Annotated in this window: 16 protein-coding genes; 15 read left to right on the forward strand and 1 reads right to left on the reverse strand. The window is 59.6% G+C overall.

Annotation, left to right across the window (positions count from 1 at the left end; genetic code table 11):
* Positions 1-167 precede the first annotated feature (167 nt).
* Positions 168-1,469: a methylenetetrahydrofolate--tRNA-(uracil(54)-C(5))-methyltransferase (FADH(2)-oxidizing) TrmFO gene (gene trmFO, locus D1159_RS01790; RefSeq protein WP_161843979.1), complete on the forward strand. Its 1,302-nt coding sequence runs from the start codon at positions 168-170 to the stop codon at positions 1,467-1,469.
* Positions 1,470-1,489: 20 nt separating this feature from the next.
* Here trmFO and D1159_RS01795 read toward each other — a convergent pair whose 3' ends face one another.
* Positions 1,490-1,735 (reverse strand): hypothetical protein, encoded by a 246-nt coding sequence (locus tag D1159_RS01795; RefSeq protein WP_161843980.1) that lies wholly within the window; start codon positions 1,733-1,735, stop codon positions 1,490-1,492.
* Positions 1,736-1,810: 75 nt separating this feature from the next.
* Here D1159_RS01795 and D1159_RS01800 point away from each other — a divergent pair, with 75 nt between their 5' ends.
* From D1159_RS01800 to murG, 14 genes are all read left to right on the forward strand, one after another.
* Positions 1,811-2,074 (forward strand): helix-turn-helix transcriptional regulator, encoded by a 264-nt coding sequence (locus D1159_RS01800; RefSeq protein ID WP_161843981.1) that lies wholly within the window; start codon positions 1,811-1,813, stop codon positions 2,072-2,074.
* Positions 2,071-3,108, forward strand: a complete 1,038-nt coding sequence (gene plsX / locus D1159_RS01805) for a phosphate acyltransferase PlsX (RefSeq protein ID WP_161843982.1) — start codon at positions 2,071-2,073, stop codon at positions 3,106-3,108. The genes D1159_RS01800 and plsX overlap by 4 nt, the downstream gene beginning before the upstream one ends.
* A 147-nt stretch (positions 3,109-3,255) precedes the next feature.
* Complete coding sequence (locus tag D1159_RS01810; protein ID WP_161843983.1) at positions 3,256-3,486, forward strand: acyl carrier protein; 231 nt, start codon at positions 3,256-3,258, stop codon at positions 3,484-3,486.
* 89 nt (positions 3,487-3,575) lie between these two features.
* Positions 3,576-4,265: a ribonuclease III gene (gene rnc / locus D1159_RS01815; RefSeq protein ID WP_161843984.1), complete on the forward strand. Its 690-nt coding sequence runs from the start codon at positions 3,576-3,578 to the stop codon at positions 4,263-4,265.
* A gap of 160 nt (positions 4,266-4,425) precedes the next feature.
* Positions 4,426-4,719 carry a hypothetical protein gene (locus tag D1159_RS01820; RefSeq protein WP_161843985.1) on the forward strand — a complete coding sequence of 98 codons (294 nt, stop codon included), beginning with the start codon at positions 4,426-4,428 and terminating at the stop codon, positions 4,717-4,719.
* A 1-nt stretch (position 4,720) separates the two neighbouring features.
* Positions 4,721-6,298 carry a recombinase family protein gene (locus D1159_RS01825; protein ID WP_161843986.1) on the forward strand — a complete coding sequence of 526 codons (1,578 nt, stop codon included), beginning with the start codon at positions 4,721-4,723 and terminating at the stop codon, positions 6,296-6,298.
* A gap of 574 nt (positions 6,299-6,872) precedes the next feature.
* On the forward strand, positions 6,873-7,310 hold the full coding sequence (mraZ, locus tag D1159_RS01830; protein ID WP_161843987.1) for a division/cell wall cluster transcriptional repressor MraZ: 438 nt from the start codon (positions 6,873-6,875) through the stop codon (positions 7,308-7,310).
* 33 nt (positions 7,311-7,343) lie between these two features.
* Entirely contained in the window at positions 7,344-8,279 is a 936-nt protein-coding gene (rsmH, locus tag D1159_RS01835; protein ID WP_161843988.1) for a 16S rRNA (cytosine(1402)-N(4))-methyltransferase RsmH, read from the forward strand.
* Between the two features lie 78 nt (positions 8,280-8,357).
* Entirely contained in the window at positions 8,358-8,918 is a 561-nt protein-coding gene (locus D1159_RS01840) for a hypothetical protein (RefSeq protein ID WP_161843989.1), read from the forward strand.
* Positions 8,919-9,093: 175 nt separating this feature from the next.
* A complete protein-coding gene (locus tag D1159_RS01845) occupies positions 9,094-11,493 on the forward strand; it encodes a penicillin-binding transpeptidase domain-containing protein (protein ID WP_161843990.1) in 2,400 nt (799 codons plus the stop codon).
* A 30-nt stretch (positions 11,494-11,523) separates the two neighbouring features.
* The gene (locus D1159_RS01850; protein ID WP_161843991.1) at positions 11,524-12,999 is read left to right on the forward strand and encodes a UDP-N-acetylmuramoyl-L-alanyl-D-glutamate--2,6-diaminopimelate ligase; all 1,476 of its coding nucleotides are present in this window, start codon (positions 11,524-11,526) and stop codon (positions 12,997-12,999) included.
* A 77-nt stretch (positions 13,000-13,076) separates the two neighbouring features.
* Positions 13,077-14,063, forward strand: coding sequence for a phospho-N-acetylmuramoyl-pentapeptide-transferase (gene mraY, locus D1159_RS01855; RefSeq protein ID WP_161843992.1), 987 nt, complete (start codon positions 13,077-13,079; stop codon positions 14,061-14,063).
* Between the two features lie 40 nt (positions 14,064-14,103).
* A complete protein-coding gene (gene ftsW, locus D1159_RS01860) occupies positions 14,104-15,309 on the forward strand; it encodes a putative lipid II flippase FtsW (protein WP_243152048.1) in 1,206 nt (401 codons plus the stop codon).
* A 70-nt stretch (positions 15,310-15,379) separates the two neighbouring features.
* Positions 15,380-16,504 (forward strand): undecaprenyldiphospho-muramoylpentapeptide beta-N-acetylglucosaminyltransferase, encoded by a 1,125-nt coding sequence (gene murG, locus D1159_RS01865; protein ID WP_161843993.1) that lies wholly within the window; start codon positions 15,380-15,382, stop codon positions 16,502-16,504.
* Positions 16,505-16,575: the final 71 nt, after the last annotated feature.

The following is a 16,575-nucleotide window of genomic DNA, read 5'->3' on the forward strand; positions in this document are numbered from 1 at the left end:
CAGTCCCAGACGGAGCCCCCAGAGAAAGGAGACTTCGCACTGGCACAGTGGGTGTTGGTGTATGGGGAAGCTGTGCCGGCACTATAATATCTCCGCCACCTGCTGGGGCTGACAGATGAGAAGCGGAAGCTGGCGGACGGGGCGGAACAGGCAGAAAAGAGGTAGAGATGCAACCGGTTGTGATCATTGGCGCGGGCCTGGCGGGGTGCGAGGCGGCGTGGCAGCTGGCCCAGCGGGGGATCCCGGTGGATTTATGGGAGATGAAGCCCTCCAAAATGACCCCCGCCCATCATACCCAGTGGTATGGGGAGCTGGTGTGCTCCAACTCCCTGCGGTCGGACCAGCTGGAGAACGCGGTGGGCCTGCTGAAGGAGGAGCTGCGGCGGATGGGGTCTCTCATCCTCCAGTGCGCGGACGGACACCGGGTGGAGGCTGGCGGCGCACTGGCGGTGGACCGGCATGCCTTCGCCCAGGCGGTCACCGCCCAGATCAAAGGCCACCCTCTCATCACGGTGACAGAGAAGGAGGCGGAGGGCCTGCCTGAGACAGGGGAGGTAATCGTGGCCTCCGGCCCGCTGACCTCCCCGGCCCTCAGCGGGGAGATTGCCAAGCTGTTCCCCAACAGCCGGTCCCTGAACTTTTACGACGCGGCGGCCCCTTTAGTCACGTTTGAGAGCGTGGACATGGAATCGGCCTGGTTTGCCTCCCGGTACGACAAGGGCACTCCGGACTATATCAACTGCCCCCTGAGCGAAGAGGAGTACGACGCCTTCTGGACCCAGCTGTGCGGGGCGGAGGAAGCGGAGGTCCACGGTTTTGAGGACAAGCAGGTCTTTGAGGGTTGTATGCCAGTGGAGGTGATGGCCCGGCGTGGGCGGCAGACCCTGTGCTTTGGGCCGCTGAAGCCAAAGGGCCTCCGGGATCCGAAGACGGGAAAAGAGCCCTTCGCCGTGATCCAGCTGCGCCGGGACAACGCCGAGGGCTCCATCTATAATCTGGTAGGCTTCCAGACCCACCTGAAATGGCCGGAGCAGAAGCGGGTGTTCTCCATGATCCCCGCCCTGAAAAACGCCCAATTTGTCCGCTACGGCGTCATGCACCGCAATACCTATCTGGACTCCCCCCGGCTGCTGGACCGGTACTACCGGGTGAAGGGGGAGGAGCGAATCTGCTTTGCCGGGCAGATCACCGGGGTGGAGGGCTATGTAGAGTCCGCCGCCTCCGGCTTCCTGTGCGCCGTGGAGCTGGCCCGCCGCCTCCAGGGCAGGCCGCCGGTGGATTTCCCCCAGGAGACCGCCGTGGGCGCCCTGGCCCTATATGTGAGCAATGAGACGGTGACGGACTTCCAGCCCATGAACGTCAATTTTGGCATCATCCCGCCCCTAGGGTACCGGGTCAAGGGCAAACGGAACAAAAACGCCGAATTGTCCAAACGGGCCCTGGACATTGTGGCTGGTTTGGATTTATAATAAAAGTTATACCATTCCGTCTATAGACGGGGAAGGGAGAGTCCCAGGCGAAGCCCCCAGACAAGGGCGGCCTGGACCAGCAGCTGGGTGTACTCTTCCACGCTGTCGGACAGCTTATTGCGGTCTTCCTGCCCCATGGCGGCCTCAACGGCGTTGAGATTGAGCGCCAAAACCCGGCAGTACGCCTGATAGTGCGGGGACGCGTCCAGCTCCGGCTGATACAGGCGCTCCGCAAGGCGGAACAGTTCATCGGCGAGGTATTCCATAAGATCACCCACTAAAAGCATGAGAATTGTTTTCGTCAGTTTACACCCTTTTAGTGTGTTTGTCGAGGGGGATATATGACCTACTCAAGCAAATTATTTGGTGCAAGGCTGAGAGAGCAGCGGAAAAAGGCCAAGGAAACTCAAAAGAAATTGGCGGATTTTCTGTCGGTCAAACCCAATCAGATATGCGAGATGGAAAACGGCAGGAAGGGATCTACGTTTGAGCGGCTTTTCCTGCTGTGCAGACACTACAACGTCTCCGCAGACTATCTGCTGGGGCTGACGGACGATCCGCGGCCCCGGGCGGAGGCGGAGGGGGAAGAGAGAGGGGTTCTATGAAGATTATCGTAGACGCCATGGGCGGCGACAACGCGCCGGCCTCCAATGTGCGGGGGGCGCTGGCGGCGGTCAAGGAGCTGGGGGTGGAGGTCATCCTGGTGGGCCGGGGGGCGGACATTCTGGGCGTTCTGGAGGAAGATGGCATGAAGGCCCCCCCCCAGGGGGTGGAGATTGTCCACGCCTCAGAGGTGGTGGAGATCTGCGACAACCCGGCCACAGCCTTTCGGGAGAAGAAGGATTCCTCTCTCACCGTGGGGCTGACGTTGCTCAAGGAGGGCCGTGGGGACGCCTTTGTCTCCGCCGGGAGCACCGGCGCCCTGCTGGCGGCGGCCACGCTGGTGGTCAAGCGGATCAAGGGCATCCGCCGGGCGGCCATGGCGCCGGTGGTGCCTACGGCAAACGGGGGCGCGGTGCTGATCGACTGCGGCGCCACCGCCGAGTGTACCCCGGAGTACTTGTTGCAGTTTGCCTTTATGGGGGCCTACTACGCCGGGCACGTCCTGGGCCGGCCGGAGCCCCGGGTGGGCCTGCTGAACATCGGGGCGGAGCCCTCCAAGGGCACGGAGCTCCAGCAGAAGACCTATCAGCTGCTGAAGGAGGCCGGGGAACAGGGACGCATCCACTTCATCGGCAATGTGGAGGGAAAAGAGGCGGTGTACGGCGCGGCGGATGTGATTGTGGCTGACGGGTACTCCGGGAATATTTTCCTGAAAACCATGGAGGGCACCGGGGGCTTTCTGGCCAAGCAGCTCAAGGAGATGTTCAAAAAGAACGCCCTGACTCAGCTGGCGGCGGTGATGGTCTCCGGGGGCATCAAGTCCTTCAAAAAGCTGCTGGACGCCGGAGAGGTGGGGGGCACCGCCTTTATCGGCATCTCTAAGCCGGTGATCAAGGCCCACGGATCCTCTGACGCCTACGCCATTAAAAACGCGGTCCGCCAGGCCGCCCGCTTCGCCACCTCCGGCATAATTGAGGACATTACAGAAAATGTCGCCTATATGCGCCTGCCGGCGGGGGAGAAAAAAGAGGGGTAAAAAAGGTACTTTTACAAAATTTACGTTCAGAGCGGAAAAGTTTCAAAATCCCTATTGACATAGGACCCTATCTTGCCTATTATTTTTAATGCAATTCATCGTTAACATCGTCCTAAGCCGAGACGATACGATAAGGAGTAGATGGGAATGATTTTTGAAAAGATTGCGGCGCTCCTGGCGGAGCAGCTGGGCGTAGAGGCGGACAGCATTACCATGGACACCTCGTTTGAGGAATTGGGCGCTGACTCTGTCGATGTGGTGGATCTGACCATGGCGGTGGAAGAGACCTTCCATCTGGAGGACCTGGCGGATGAGAACCTGTCTGGCATAACGACGGTAGGCGACTTTGTCCGCTTCTTGCAGAGCAAGCTGGACTAGGCGGCAGCCACGTGGGAAGCCCCGCTCTTTGCGGGGCTTCCCCTTTGATCTGAGATCTGATTTCGGTGGGAGAATAAGGAGGGGGCTGTATGACACGGCTGGAGGAGACGCTGGGCTATACCTTTACCAATCAGTCCTTGCTGGAAAAGGCGCTGACTCACAGCTCCTATGCCAACGAGAACCGGGGGCAGGGGATTGAGAGCAATGAGCGGCTGGAATTTCTGGGGGATTCGGTTCTGGGTATGGTGACCGCCGATTTTCTCTACCGCACCCATCCCAAAATGCCGGAGGGAGAGCTGACCCGGATGCGGGCCACCCTGGTGTGTGAGGAGAGCCTGGTGGAAGTGGCGAAGGCATGGAGTCTGGGGGAATACCTGAAATTGGGAAAGGGCGAATACGCCGCAGGGGGCAGCAAACGGCCCTCCATCCAGGCGGACGCGGTGGAGGCGGTGCTGGCGGCGGTGTATCTGGACGGTGGAATTGGATCCGCCCGCCGCATTATCCAGACCTATATCCTGGACCAGGAGGCTGAGCGGGGCCGGAGCCGGGACTATAAAACCACCCTTCAGGAGTTGGTGCAGCGGAAAAGCGGTCAGGTGCTGAGCTACCGCCTGACCGGATCCAGCGGCCCGGACCACGCCAAGATCTTTATGGTAGAGGTGTCCCTGAACGGCAAGACTATTGGTCAGGGAGCGGGCCACAGTAAAAAAGAGGCGGAGCAGAATGCCGCCAAGGCCGCGATTGCAGCGGTGGGCGAGCTGGAAGAGGCCCGGGAGTAACCGAAAAGGAATCGCCATTTACGAGCGTTATCCCCCCAGTTATGAATACAAGTGCTAGAAAAGAAAAGGAGCAGTGTGAACCGGCTGGTTCATGCTGCTTTCTTGCTGTTAAGAGCCGGAGCGTCTTTCCTTTTTAAAGCGGGCAAAGGCGGTCAGCTATGTGATTGGCTGTATTCTGCCTGTGCGGTCCGCCGCTTTTTTGTCCGGCCAGCAATTATCCCCCTGCTGTATGCATATGCTGTACCATCTCAAATCAGGGGGTGTTTCATTGAAAACCCAGGAATCCGTATTGATACGCTACGATTCCAAAGGAGAAAGCGCCGCACAGATCATTCTGCGCTCATTCGACATTTTTCTTGAAAAAGAGCTCAAGAATATGGAGAAATACCGATTACCTATGATTACAAATTGTATAATAGATACCATGAATGGCGGCTTGTCTCAGGAGGCGTGACATGTATTTGGAGATAAGCAGCCCCATGGATTACCATGCGGCACTATACATCCGACTATCAAAAGAGGATGAGAGGGAAGGCCCCTCCGAGAGCGTTAATAACCAGCGGTCCCTGCTTAACGGCTTTGTCCAGCAGCACCATCTCAGCGTCCATGATACTTATATTGATGACGGCTGGAGCGGAACGAACTTCGACCGCCCGAATTTTCAGCGCATGCTCGCCGACATTGAGGCCGGCAAGGTCAACATGGTCATCACAAAAGACCTGAGCCGCCTGGGCCGCGACTACATCCTCACCGGCCACTATATGGAGCGGTACTTCCCGGAACACCGGGTCCGCTACATCTCCCTGCTGGACGGCATCGACACCGGGGTGGACTCCACCGCCAATGACATTACGCCCTTCCGGGCAATTATGAATGACATGTACGCCAAGGACATCTCCAAAAAAATCTCCAGCGTCAAACACGACAAGCAGCGCAAGGGCCTGTTTATCGGCGGCAAACCGGTCTACGGCTACAAGATGCACCCCGCAGAGAAGAACAGAATTGTGATTGACGAGGACGCGGCCCCTACGGTGCGAAGAATTTTCGCAATGGCACTGGAGGGCATGAGCTGCCGTCAGATTGCTGTGCAGCTTAACGCGGAAGGCGTACCCACTCCCGCCGCCTATGCTGGACTGCCGGTGGCCAGACCCGGCCCCTACACCGGCCTTTGGAGCGGCGAGCGTATCTCTGATATGCTGCAAAATGAGACGTATACCGGCAGCATGGTTCAGGGCCGCACTCGGAAGATTAGCTACAAGTCCAAGAAGTGTATCAAGCAGGACCGGCGGGACTGGGTGGTAGTAGAGGGCACTCACGAGCCGTTGATTGACCGGGAGACCTTCGATAGAGTGGGGGTGTTGGTCAGCAGCCGCAGGCACACCCGCAGCCGGACCTATGACTTCCTGCTCAAAGGGTTCATTTTCTGCCACGAGTGCGGCTATCCGCTGGCGGTGCTTAACCGGAAAAATGCGGCCGGGGAGGACCAGCTGTATTTCGTCTGCCGGACCTACCAGCGGTTTACGAAGGCGGGTGCCTGTACCAGTCACACCATCAAAGAGGAGACAGTCACCCGGGCGGTGGTGGAAAAGGTGCGGGAGATCTGTGGGGGCTGTCTGCAAGCGGACCGGCTTTTGCCTCAGGCGAGCAGGGCAGTGGCCAAAGCCATTGCCGGGGCGGACAGCGAAAAAGAGCTCAACGCCCTCAAGGGCAAGATTGACAGCCTGACCGCTCACTTGGACAGGATGTACATGGATAAGCTCGGCGGTATCCTGGACGAGGCCGATTTCCAGCGCATCTACAGCAAGGTCAAGTCCGACCGTGCCGCTCTGGAACAGCGTCTCAGCCAGCTGGACCGCCCAGACGGCTCCCCGGCGGAGCAGGCCGGTCTGGCAAAAAAGCTGACGGAGCGGTTCCTGGAAACCGCCTGTGCCAACCGGGCGCTGTTGGTCAGCCTCATCGAGCGGGTAGAGCTGACCGCGGACAAACTGATTATTGTCAAGTTTCGCTTCCGGCAGCTGGAAGCGGATTTTTAGGGGCAGCCGCTTACAATATCAGGGGCGCTATGTATCCCGCATAGAGAAAAAAGCGCTGAAGAAGCTGGAGCTGGCAATGGGCCAGCGGGTATAGCAATTTGTGGGCGGGGGCTTGAAATAAGACGCTGTGTTCCATGGCTGTGAACACCGTGTCTAAGAAGCTGTACCAATAGGCGAAGTGCGTGTATGGGCAAGAAAATTTTTTGGCTGGCAAGGAAGAAACGCGCAGGAATCCTGGCGGATTTCAAGCGTTTTTGATGCAGTCCAGCCGGAACATGTTCTGTCCAGACGCGTGTTGCCGCCTATTGGTACAGCTTCTAAGCCTCCGTCCGCAGCTTTACCGCTCAAAAGTTCGCTTCTCCGGTTTCCAGATGGAGAAAAGGCAGCGCCCTTCCTTTGAGTAGAACATACGTTTCTATTTTGAGAAAGTAGGGTGATTTCGACAAAAGCAGAGGATTTCCTCTGGAAAAGTGAACAAAAAAACTGTTGCAATTTTGTTAGAAAACGGATATACTAAAACCGTAGTGGAGCAAAATGGAGCAAAGTAGAGCGAAGTGGAGGGAGCGGACAGCAAATGACCGGCACCTATGAGCATACCATTGATGCCAAGGGCCGGATGTTTCTGCCCTCCAAACTTCGGGAAGAGCTTGGCCAGGTGTTCCATGTGGCTGTAGGGGCCAACCGGGACAGCGCCGGGGTATGCAGGTATCTGGTCATGTATCCCCAGGCCGCCTGGGAGAAGCTGCAGGCCCGCGTGGCGGAGCTGCCCAGCAGCCAGGCGGCGGCTATGGACGTGATCTTCGGCAACGCCGCCCGGTGCGAGCCGGACAGCCAGTACCGCATTATGCTCCCCCAGGACCTGCGGGACTACGCGGGCCTGACAAAAGATGTGGTCGTGGTGGGAAACAACGACAAGGCCAAGATCTGGGACGCCCAGACCTGGAATGAGAAAAAGAAGCGGGAGCTTACCCCGGAGCAGGTGGCGGACACCATGCTGCTGCTGGGGCTGTAGCCTGTTTTTCGTATCGTGAGAGGAGCGGCCGAAATGGCGGACTTTACCCACTGTCCCGTGCTGCTGGAGGAGTGTATCCAAGCACTGAATATCCGAGCGGAGGGCATCTATCTGGACGGGACGCTGGGCCGGGCCGGCCACTCACGGGAGATTGCCTCCCGGCTGACCACCGGGCGGCTTGTCTGTGTGGATCGGGACGAGGCCGCTTTGGCGGCCGCGGAGGAGCGCCTGGCCCCCTGGCAGGACCGGGTGACGCTGGTCCACAGCAATTTTTGCGAGCTGGAGACAATTTTGCGTGAGCTGGACCTGCCGGCAGTGGACGGAATGCTCTTTGACCTGGGGGTATCCTCCCCCCAGCTGGACGACCCGTCCCGAGGCTTCTCCTATCTGGCGGACGCCCCGCTGGATATGCGAATGGACCGTGGAGACGCCCTCACCGCCCGCACAGTAGTCAATGAGTGGCCGCAGGAGGAGCTGCGGCGGATTTTCTCTCTGTATGGGGAGGAGCGGTACGCCGGTCTCATCGCTGCGGCTATTGCGCGCCGCCGGGCGGACAAGCCGGTGGAGACCACCCTGGAGCTGGCAGAGCTGATCCGCTCCGCCATGCCGGCCAAGGCGCGAAAAGAAAAGCAGCACCCCGCCAAGCGATGCTTTCAGGCCATCCGTATCGCGGTAAACGACGAGCTGTCCGCTGTGGATAAGATGATCCATGGGGCGGTCCCGCGCCTGCGTCCTGGCGGGCGGCTGGCAGTGATCTCCTTTCACTCTCTGGAGGATCGCATCGTGAAAAACGGAATGGCGGAATTTTCCAGGGGCTGTACCTGTCCGCCGGATTTTCCGGTGTGCGTCTGCGGCAAAAAGCCAAAGCTGCGTCTGGTCAGCCGAAAGCCCATTATGGCCTGCGGAGAAGAGCTGGCGCATAATCCCCGGGCCCGGAGCGCGAAGCTTCGGGTGGCGGAAAAGCTGTAATCCCGGCAGGAAACGCCGTAATACGGCCTGTCTCTAACGGAACAGCGTCCCTCTACACAAGAGAAGGAGTTGGTTTCCATGGCATCTTCGACCATGGCAAAGCAGAGAACAAAATATGCCTACCGCCGGGTGCCGGGAAATGCGTCTTACGACGGCTCCGCCGCCCGCCAGCTGGAGCGGGAAGAGGGCCTGACTGGCCGGCCGCTGGTACGGCCACGGGAAAAGGCGCTCTCCCGGCCCAGAATCAGGGTACGGGAGGCGGGAAAGGTTTCCGTCTTTGCCATTGTAGGCTTTGCGGCGGTGGCGGTGTGTGCCATGCTGCTGCTGCTGGGCTATGTCCAGCTGGCCCAGCTCTCCAACGATGTGGTAAGCCTGCAAAGTGAGGTCAATACCCTCCGGGGAGAGGAGGCCAAGCTGCGGGTGCAGTATGAGCTGGCCTATGACCTGAGCAGTATTGAGCAGGCTATGACTTCCAGCGGGACGATGATCCACCCCCGGGACAGCCAGATCTGCTATGTGGACCTGTCTGAGCCGGACGGTGTGGAGCTGCTGAATGAGACCAGGCCGGTCAAGGGCGTGGAGGGAATTTTGGACAGCCTGCGGTCTATCGGAGGGCAGGTCGTGGAATATTTCCGCTGATCCGTCCATATAGTCTGGATGGATAGTCCGCCGGGGCGCTCCCCCCGCCGGACCAGACAAGGGACCCCCCAAAAAAGAGAACATGAATGGGCTGCCGGCTGGCAGACTTCAGAAGAGGGCGTAAGAAAAATGAGATTTTTCTTACGCCCTCCTACAGTATGGCAAGGAGAACGGTATGAAAAATGACAAAAGGAGACAAAAGCCGGACCGCAAGGCAAACCGGACCATTTTGATGCGGACTTTGTTTTTGATGGCAGTATGCGGCGTGGCGGCTTTTATCCCCTTGTTTGCCAGGCTGTATGACCTTCAGATTCTCCAGCACGATGACCTCCAGGCCCGGGCCCTGAGCCAGCAGACCTATGACCAGCCAGTAACGGCCAACCGGGGCTATATCTACGACAACGAGGGGGAGCCCCTGGCCATGAGCGCCGAGGCATACTATATTCAGCTCTCCCCCCGGCAGATCAAGGAGTGCCAGGAGGCGTATCAGAAAAAGGTGGAGGACGCTGTCAAGTCCGGGGACGAGAGCAAAAAGCCGGCCTACCCGGAGCCCACGGACCAGTCCATCGCGGAGCACTTGGCGGAGATCCTGGACCTGGACCCGGAGGCGATTTTGAAGCGGCTGTCCAAGACCAACAGCATGTATGAGGTCATCAAGACCCAGGTAGAGGAGGAAGAGGCCGACCAGGTGCGCACCTATATCTCCCAGAACGGCCTGACCAGTGGGATCTACATCATGCCCAGCACCAAGCGGTATTACCCGTACGCCAGCCTGGCGGCCCAGGTGATCGGCTGGGTGAACTACAGCGAAAACCACGGCGCCTACGGCGTGGAGGCCATCTACGACGACGAGCTGGGGGGCAAAGTGGGCCGGGTGGTCACAGCCCGGGACGGCCGGGGCAACCAGATGCTCTACCGGTATGAGGATTATGTGGACGGGGTGGACGGCAACAATCTCCACCTTACCATCAACGCCACCATCCAGCACTACTGCGAGCGGATTCTGGAGGAGGGGGTGGAGAAGTACGAGGTCCAGGACGGCGGCTTTGTCATCGCCATGGAGCCCAAGACCGGGGCCATACTGGCCTGGGCCAACTCGCCCACCTACGACCTGAATAAACCGCGGACCATCATCGACAGCGGCCTGAACCAGCGGCTGGAAGAGATTATGAACGATCCCGCTCTGACGGAGCAGGAGAAGAGCGACGCCAGCGTGGCCCTGCTCATGGAGCAGTGGATGAACAAGGCAATTACCAGCACCTATGAGCCGGGGTCCACCTTTAAATCTGTGGTGCTGGCCGCCGCCTTGGAAGAGGGCGTGGTCAACGAGAACACCACCTTCACTTGCGGCGGGTCGGTGATGGTTAAGGGGTACGATGAACCCATCAAGTGCTCCAACCGGTCCGGCCACGGCACCCAGACTTTGGCCCAGGCGGTGGCCAACTCCTGCAACCCGGCCTTTATTGACATTGGCCAGCGGCTGGGGGCGGAGAAATTCTACGACTATCTGGAGGCATTCGGCTTCACCGAGCGCACCGGCATTGACATGCAGGGGGAACCCAGGCCCAGCGATATTCTTTTGTGGCCCCGGGACCGGTTTACCAACGTAGACCTGGCGGTGGCCTCCTTTGGACAGCGCTTCCAGGTGACGCCCATCCAGATGCTCACCGCCGCCGCCGCGGTGATCAACGGCGGCTATCTGATGAAGCCCTACGTGGTGGAAAACATCACCGACAGCAGCGGGACCATCCTCCAGCATACAGAGCCCACCGTGGTGCGGCAGGTTATCAGCGAGGAGACCAGCCAACGCTGCCGGGCCATTCTGGAGGGCGTGGTCAAGCCGCCGGGCACCGGCAAGCAGGCTTATCAGGCGGGCTACCGCATCGGCGGAAAGACCGGCTCCTCCCAGACCATCAAGGGCAAGGACCACACCATTGTATCCTTCCTGGGCTTCGCCCCGGCGGATGACCCTCAGATTGTGGTGCTGCTGGCCTATGACAGCCCTAAGCCCACCGAGCCTGGAGGGAACCTCACCTCCGGACAGTGGTATATCAGCGGCGGCAGTATGGCGGCCCCCCAGGCCGGCAAGCTGCTGGCGGATATTTTGGATTATATGGGGGTGGCCAAACAGTATACGGAGGAAGAGAAGGCTACGATGGACCTGCCGGTACCCAATGTGCTGGGCTTGAGCCTGGCCGACGCCACCGCCAGCCTGAAAGAGGCAGGACTGGATGTGCGCACGGTGGGCGACGGCGAGGTGGTCACCGGCCAAATTCCCGGCCAGGGTATGGCCATCCCTGGGGGAAGCAAGGTAATCGTCTACCTGGGGGAGGAGAAGCCCACGGATAAAGTTGTGGTACCAGATGTGGTAAGCACAGGCATGAACCGGACCCAGGCCCAGGAGGCCATGGCCAACGCGGGCCTGTACCTGAAGGTGTCTGGCCTGGCCACCGGGGACGACGTAAAGGCGGAGAGCCAGACCATTACCGCCGGCACCGAGGTGGAGCGGGGCACTGTAGTGGAGGTCCACTTTATCGAGAGCACCGCCACCGGCGGTGCCGAAACCGGCCTGTAGCATTTGCACAAAACCCAAAGGGGTGAGAGTATGAAGTTACGCCAGCTTTTGGCAGGCATCGCCCCTTTGTGGGCGGGGCCTGAGCTTGAAATGGAAATTTCAGGAATATCCTACGACACCAGAACGCTTCGGCCAGGAGAGATCTTTGTGGCGCTGACCGGCTATAAGACCGACGGACACCGTTTTCTCCATGAGGCGGTGGCCCGGGGGGCGGCGCTGGTTGTGTGTGAACACCCGCCGGACGAGGCCGGCCCCTGGCTTGCGGTGCCGGATAGCCGGGCGGCTCTGGCGGTGCTGTCGGCGAACTGGTTTGGCCGGCCGGCGGAGATGCTCACTGTCATCGGCGTCACAGGGACAAACGGAAAGACGACCTCCACTTACCTGATAAAAGAGATGCTGGAGCAGACGCTGCATACAAAGGTGGGACTTATCGGGACCAATCAGAACCTGATCGGCAGGGAGATCCGGCCGGCCCACCGGACCACGCCGGAGAGCTGGGAGGTACAAAAGCTGCTCCGGGAGATGGCGGACGGGGGCTGCACCCACGTGGTGATGGAGGTCTCCTCCCATGCCCTGGTCCTCCACCGGGTGGATGAGATCCCCTTCGCGGCGGGGCTATTTACCAATTTAACCCAGGATCATCTGGATTTTCATGGCACCATGGAGCGTTACCGCCAAGCCAAGGGACGGCTTTTTGAACAGTGCCAGCGGGCGGTGCTCAACCTGGACGATGAGGCAGGGCGATATTATGCTCAAACGGTCCCCTGTCCGGCGGTGACCTATTCAGAGAATAAGGACACCGCGGACTTAACAGCCAAAAATATTCGCCTGTTTCCCGAAAAAGTGGTGTTTGAGGCGGTGGCGAGGGGGACAATCAGCCGGGTGGAGCTGCCTATTCCCGGGGGCTTTACCATCTACAACGCGCTGGGCGCCCTGGCCTGCGGTATGAGCCTGGGTCTGTCTCTGGCGGAAATCGCCGCCGCCCTGAAGGGTGTCAAGGGTGTCAAGGGCCGCATTGAGGTGGTGCCGGTGCCGGCGGAGTTTACCGTAATCATCGACTATGCCCACACCCCGGACGCGCTGGAGAATATTCTGACCACAGTGCGGGATGTGACGGCAGGACAGGTGATCTGCCTGTTCGGCTGCGGCGGGGACCGGGACCGGTCCAAGCGTCCGGTGATGGGTTCCATTGCAGCCGCCTTGTCCGATGTAGCGGTAGTTACCTCCGACAACCCCCGAACAGAGGAGCCGGGAGAGATCATCCGGGACATTCTGGCCGGCATGAAAGAGGGCGGCGCCCAACCGCGGGTGGAGCCAGACCGGCGGAAGGCTATCCGGCTGGCCCTCTCCCTGGCCCGGCCGGGCGATACGGTGGTATTGGCGGGAAAAGGGCATGAGACCTATCAGGAGATCAACGGGGTCCAGTACCATCTGGACGAGCGGGAAGAGGTGGCGTCCTGCTTTGCCGTCGGAAGTGGGACGGGAAAAAAAGCGGCATCCCAGTAGAAATATCCCTGCGTGTATGATAAAATACATCTTTGTGACTTCAGCTGGCGGAACAAAGAGGTACGGAGGTTCAAAAGATGAGGATTGTTTTAAGCGTGTTATTGGCGTTTGTGGTGTCTGCGGCAGCGGGAAAGGTGCTGATTCCTGTCCTGCGGGCGCTGAAGGCGGGACAGTCGATTAAGGAGATCGGCCCTACCTGGCACCAATCCAAGCAGGGTACCCCCACTATGGGGGGGCTGATGTTCATTCTGGCCATTGGGGTGGTGCTGGCCGCCATCGGGTGGACGGATATGGCGGCGGGAAACTGGGGGGGGCTGTTCACTGTTCTGTTTGCCCTGGTGTTCGGCGTCATCGGCTTTCTGGACGACTATATGAAGGTAAAGAAAAAGGAGAACACCGGCCTGACTGCGGGACCTAAATTTCTGCTCCAGCTGGCGGCGGCTATTGTGTTTACCATTCTGCTGCGCAATGAGGGGTATCTTACGCCCCACTTGTATATCCCCTTTCTCAACGTGACCTTTGAGCTGCCCTGGGTGGTGTACATGATTTTTGCCTCCTTTGTCATGGTTGGCACAGTGAATGCCGTCAATATCACCGACGGAATCGACGGCCTGTCTGGGAGCGTCACCATTCCAGTGGCCCTCTTCTTCGCGGTGGTGGCCTTCCTGTGGGGCCGGCAGGAGATCGGCATTGTGGCCGGGGGCCTGGCGGGGGGCCTGGCGGGCTATCTGATCTATAACTTCTATCCCGCCAAGGTTTTTATGGGAGATACCGGATCCCTCTTCATGGGCGGGGCGGTGTGCGGTCTGGCCTTTGCCCTGGATATCCCCCTGGTACTGGTGCTGGTGGGAGTGATCTACATCGCGGAAACCCTGTCGGATATTATTCAGGTGACCTATTTCAAGGCCACCCATGGCAAGCGCATCTTCCGCATGGCGCCCCTCCACCACCACTTTGAGATGGGGGGCTGGAGCGAGGTCAAGCTGGTAGCGGTGTTTACCAGTGTGACGGTGATCGGCTGTCTGCTGGCGTTTTTGGGCGTGATGGACCGCTATCCCATGTGACGGGCGGCGGTCTGGGCGCGGAGAATAAGGAGGCGACGTCTTGGCGCAAAAACTCAAACGGGACCTGACGGTACAGGAGCAGCTGGCCCGGGGGCCGCTGGATATGCCCTTTCTGATGCTGGTGACGCTGCTGACCATCATCGGGGTCATCATGGTCTTTTCCGCCTCCTATCCCGTGGCCCTGACGGAGGATAAAAATCCCACGTTCTATTTTATCCGCCAGCTGTTTTTCGGCGGGGCGGGCCTGGTTTTCATGTGGGTTATCTCCAAGATCAACTACCAGCGCTTCCGTTGGATGTCTATGGGGGTACTGGCGGTATCCATTGTGCTGCTGGTACTGGTACTCATCCCCGGCATCGGTGTGGAGGTCAAGAAAGCCCGGCGATGGATCCGGGCCATTGGCCCGCTGCCCCAGTTCCAGCCCTCGGAGGTAGCCAAGGTGGGGGTAATTATGTACTTCGCCTCCCGGCTGTCCAAGCGGAATACGGAGACGCCCCGGACCATCAGCCCCCGGTCCTATCTCAGCGGACCTTACAATTACTTACAGCGTATTGGCTTTCTCGAGCTCATCCCCTACGGTGCGATTTTGGGCGTCATCGTACTGCTGATGATGAAGGAACCCCATATGTCCGGCACCATTCTGATTCTGCTGGGGGGTGCGGCGGTGCTCTTCGCCGCTGGGATTAAGCTCTACTGGTTCGCCGCCGGCGGCGCGCTGATGGGCGCTTTGCTGCTGCTGATGATGAGCGGCTATCAGTCCACCCGGGTGCAGGTGTGGCGGGATCCCTGGGCCTACTACAAGACCGGCGAGGGCTTTCAGATTGTCCAGTCCCTCTACGCCATCGGTTCCGGCGGACTGCTGGGGGTGGGCCTGGGCAAGAGCCGGCAGAAATTTTCCTTCCTGCCGGAGCCGGAAAACGACTTTATCTTCCCCATTGTCTGCGAGGAGCTGGGCCTGGTGGGGGCGGGGATCATTCTCTTCCTCTTCGCCCTGCTGATCATCCGGGGGTTCTGGATTGCCATTCACGCCCGGGACCGGTTCGGCGCCCTGCTGGTGGTGGGCATCATCACTTTGCTGGCGGGCCAGGTGTTTCTGAACATCGCCGTAGTGACCAACCTGATTCCCACCACCGGTATCTCTCTGCCCTTCTTCAGTTATGGGGGCACCGCTTTGATGATTCAGCTGGCCGAGATGGGAATGGTATTGAGCGTCTCCCGGCAGATACCGGCGGCCAAGCAGGGGTAGCGGCTGAGAGAAAAATAAGAAGCTGTGTCCGTTGGTAAAGGATATGGCTTCCAAGAGGATGTGGTAAAAGATGAATGTACTGTTTGCCTGCGGGGGCACGGCGGGACACATTAATCCCGCGGTGGCCCTGGCCCGGATGTTCCAGCTGCGGGATCCGGACTGTAGAGTGCTCTTCGTGGGGGCGGACGGGGGCATGGAGACCCGCTTGGTGCCCAAGGAGGGCTATGAGATCCGCACGGTGACCATCACCAATTTCCGCCGCTCCATGACGCCGGCGGCCATCGGCCACAACATGAAGACGGTGTTCAACATGGGCCGGTCCAAGAAGCAGGCCAACCGGATTTTAAAGGAATTTCAGCCCGACTTAGTGGTGGGAACAGGGGGATATGCCTCCTATCCCATTGTCAGCGCGGCGGCGGCCAAGGGGATTCCCACGGCGGTCCACGAGTCCAACGCGGTGCCAGGGCTGACCACCAAGGCCCTGTCCAAGGTAGTGGACCGGGTGATGGTGGGCTTTGAGGAGAGCCGGGCGCACTACGAGACGCCGGAAAAGGTGGTGGTCACCGGCACGCCGGTGCGGGGAGATTTCTTTCAGTACACCCGCCGGGAGGCCCGGGAGAAACTGGGCATTGACGACAGCCGGCCGGTGGTAGTGTCAGTGTGGGGCAGCCTGGGCGCGGCGGTAATGAACAAGCAGACTGCGGACTTTATCGCCCTGGAGTGCAAGGCGGGGGAACCCTTCCACCATATTCACAGTGCCGGACGGGATTATCAAAGAATCCGCGCCGCTCTGGAGGAACGGGGAATAGATCTGGAAAAACACCCGTCTATCGACGTGCGGGAGTACATTTACGATATGCCGGTGGTGATGGCGGCGGCGGATTTGGTGCTGTGCCGGGCGGGGGCGTCCACGATCGCGGAGCTCACCGCCATCGCCAAGCCGGCGGTACTGGTGCCCTCCCCCAATGTGGCGGCGGATCACCAGACCAAAAACGCCCGGGTCATCGCCGAGGCCGGGGGGGCGGTGCTGCTGCCGGAGAAGGAGTCCTCCGGCCAGCGGCTGTATGAGATTGCCTCCGACCTGCTGGCACACAAGGAGAAGCGGGATGCCATGGGAACAGCCCTGCGGCACATGGCCGTGTCTGACGCAGGAGAGCAGATCTACCGTACTTTGCTGGCGCTGACAAAGAAATAGGGGCGCTCACCCATTTTTTCTCTCCGCATAGGATAGTTTGAGTAAAATCAAACCGACTTTGCGGAGGATGA

It is taken from the genome of Pseudoflavonifractor sp. 524-17, assembly GCF_009935845.1.
Classification (GTDB): Bacteria; Bacillota; Clostridia; order Oscillospirales; family Oscillospiraceae; genus Pseudoflavonifractor_A.

Coding starts and splice junctions, on each gene's coding strand:
- trmFO (WP_161843979.1), top strand. CDS start 168: ATGCAACCGGTTGTGATCATTGGCGCGGGCCTGGCGGGGTGCGAGGCG.
- D1159_RS01795 (WP_161843980.1), bottom strand. CDS start 1,735: ATGGAATACCTCGCCGATGAACTGTTCCGCCTTGCGGAGCGCCTGTAT.
- D1159_RS01800 (WP_161843981.1), top strand. CDS start 1,811: ATGACCTACTCAAGCAAATTATTTGGTGCAAGGCTGAGAGAGCAGCGG.
- plsX (WP_161843982.1), top strand. CDS start 2,071: ATGAAGATTATCGTAGACGCCATGGGCGGCGACAACGCGCCGGCCTCC.
- D1159_RS01810 (WP_161843983.1), top strand. CDS start 3,256: ATGATTTTTGAAAAGATTGCGGCGCTCCTGGCGGAGCAGCTGGGCGTA.
- rnc (WP_161843984.1), top strand. CDS start 3,576: ATGACACGGCTGGAGGAGACGCTGGGCTATACCTTTACCAATCAGTCC.
- D1159_RS01825 (WP_161843986.1), top strand. CDS start 4,721: ATGTATTTGGAGATAAGCAGCCCCATGGATTACCATGCGGCACTATAC.
- mraZ (WP_161843987.1), top strand. CDS start 6,873: ATGACCGGCACCTATGAGCATACCATTGATGCCAAGGGCCGGATGTTT.
- rsmH (WP_161843988.1), top strand. CDS start 7,344: ATGGCGGACTTTACCCACTGTCCCGTGCTGCTGGAGGAGTGTATCCAA.
- D1159_RS01840 (WP_161843989.1), top strand. CDS start 8,358: ATGGCATCTTCGACCATGGCAAAGCAGAGAACAAAATATGCCTACCGC.
- D1159_RS01845 (WP_161843990.1), top strand. CDS start 9,094: ATGAAAAATGACAAAAGGAGACAAAAGCCGGACCGCAAGGCAAACCGG.
- D1159_RS01850 (WP_161843991.1), top strand. CDS start 11,524: ATGAAGTTACGCCAGCTTTTGGCAGGCATCGCCCCTTTGTGGGCGGGG.
- mraY (WP_161843992.1), top strand. CDS start 13,077: ATGAGGATTGTTTTAAGCGTGTTATTGGCGTTTGTGGTGTCTGCGGCA.
- murG (WP_161843993.1), top strand. CDS start 15,380: ATGAATGTACTGTTTGCCTGCGGGGGCACGGCGGGACACATTAATCCC.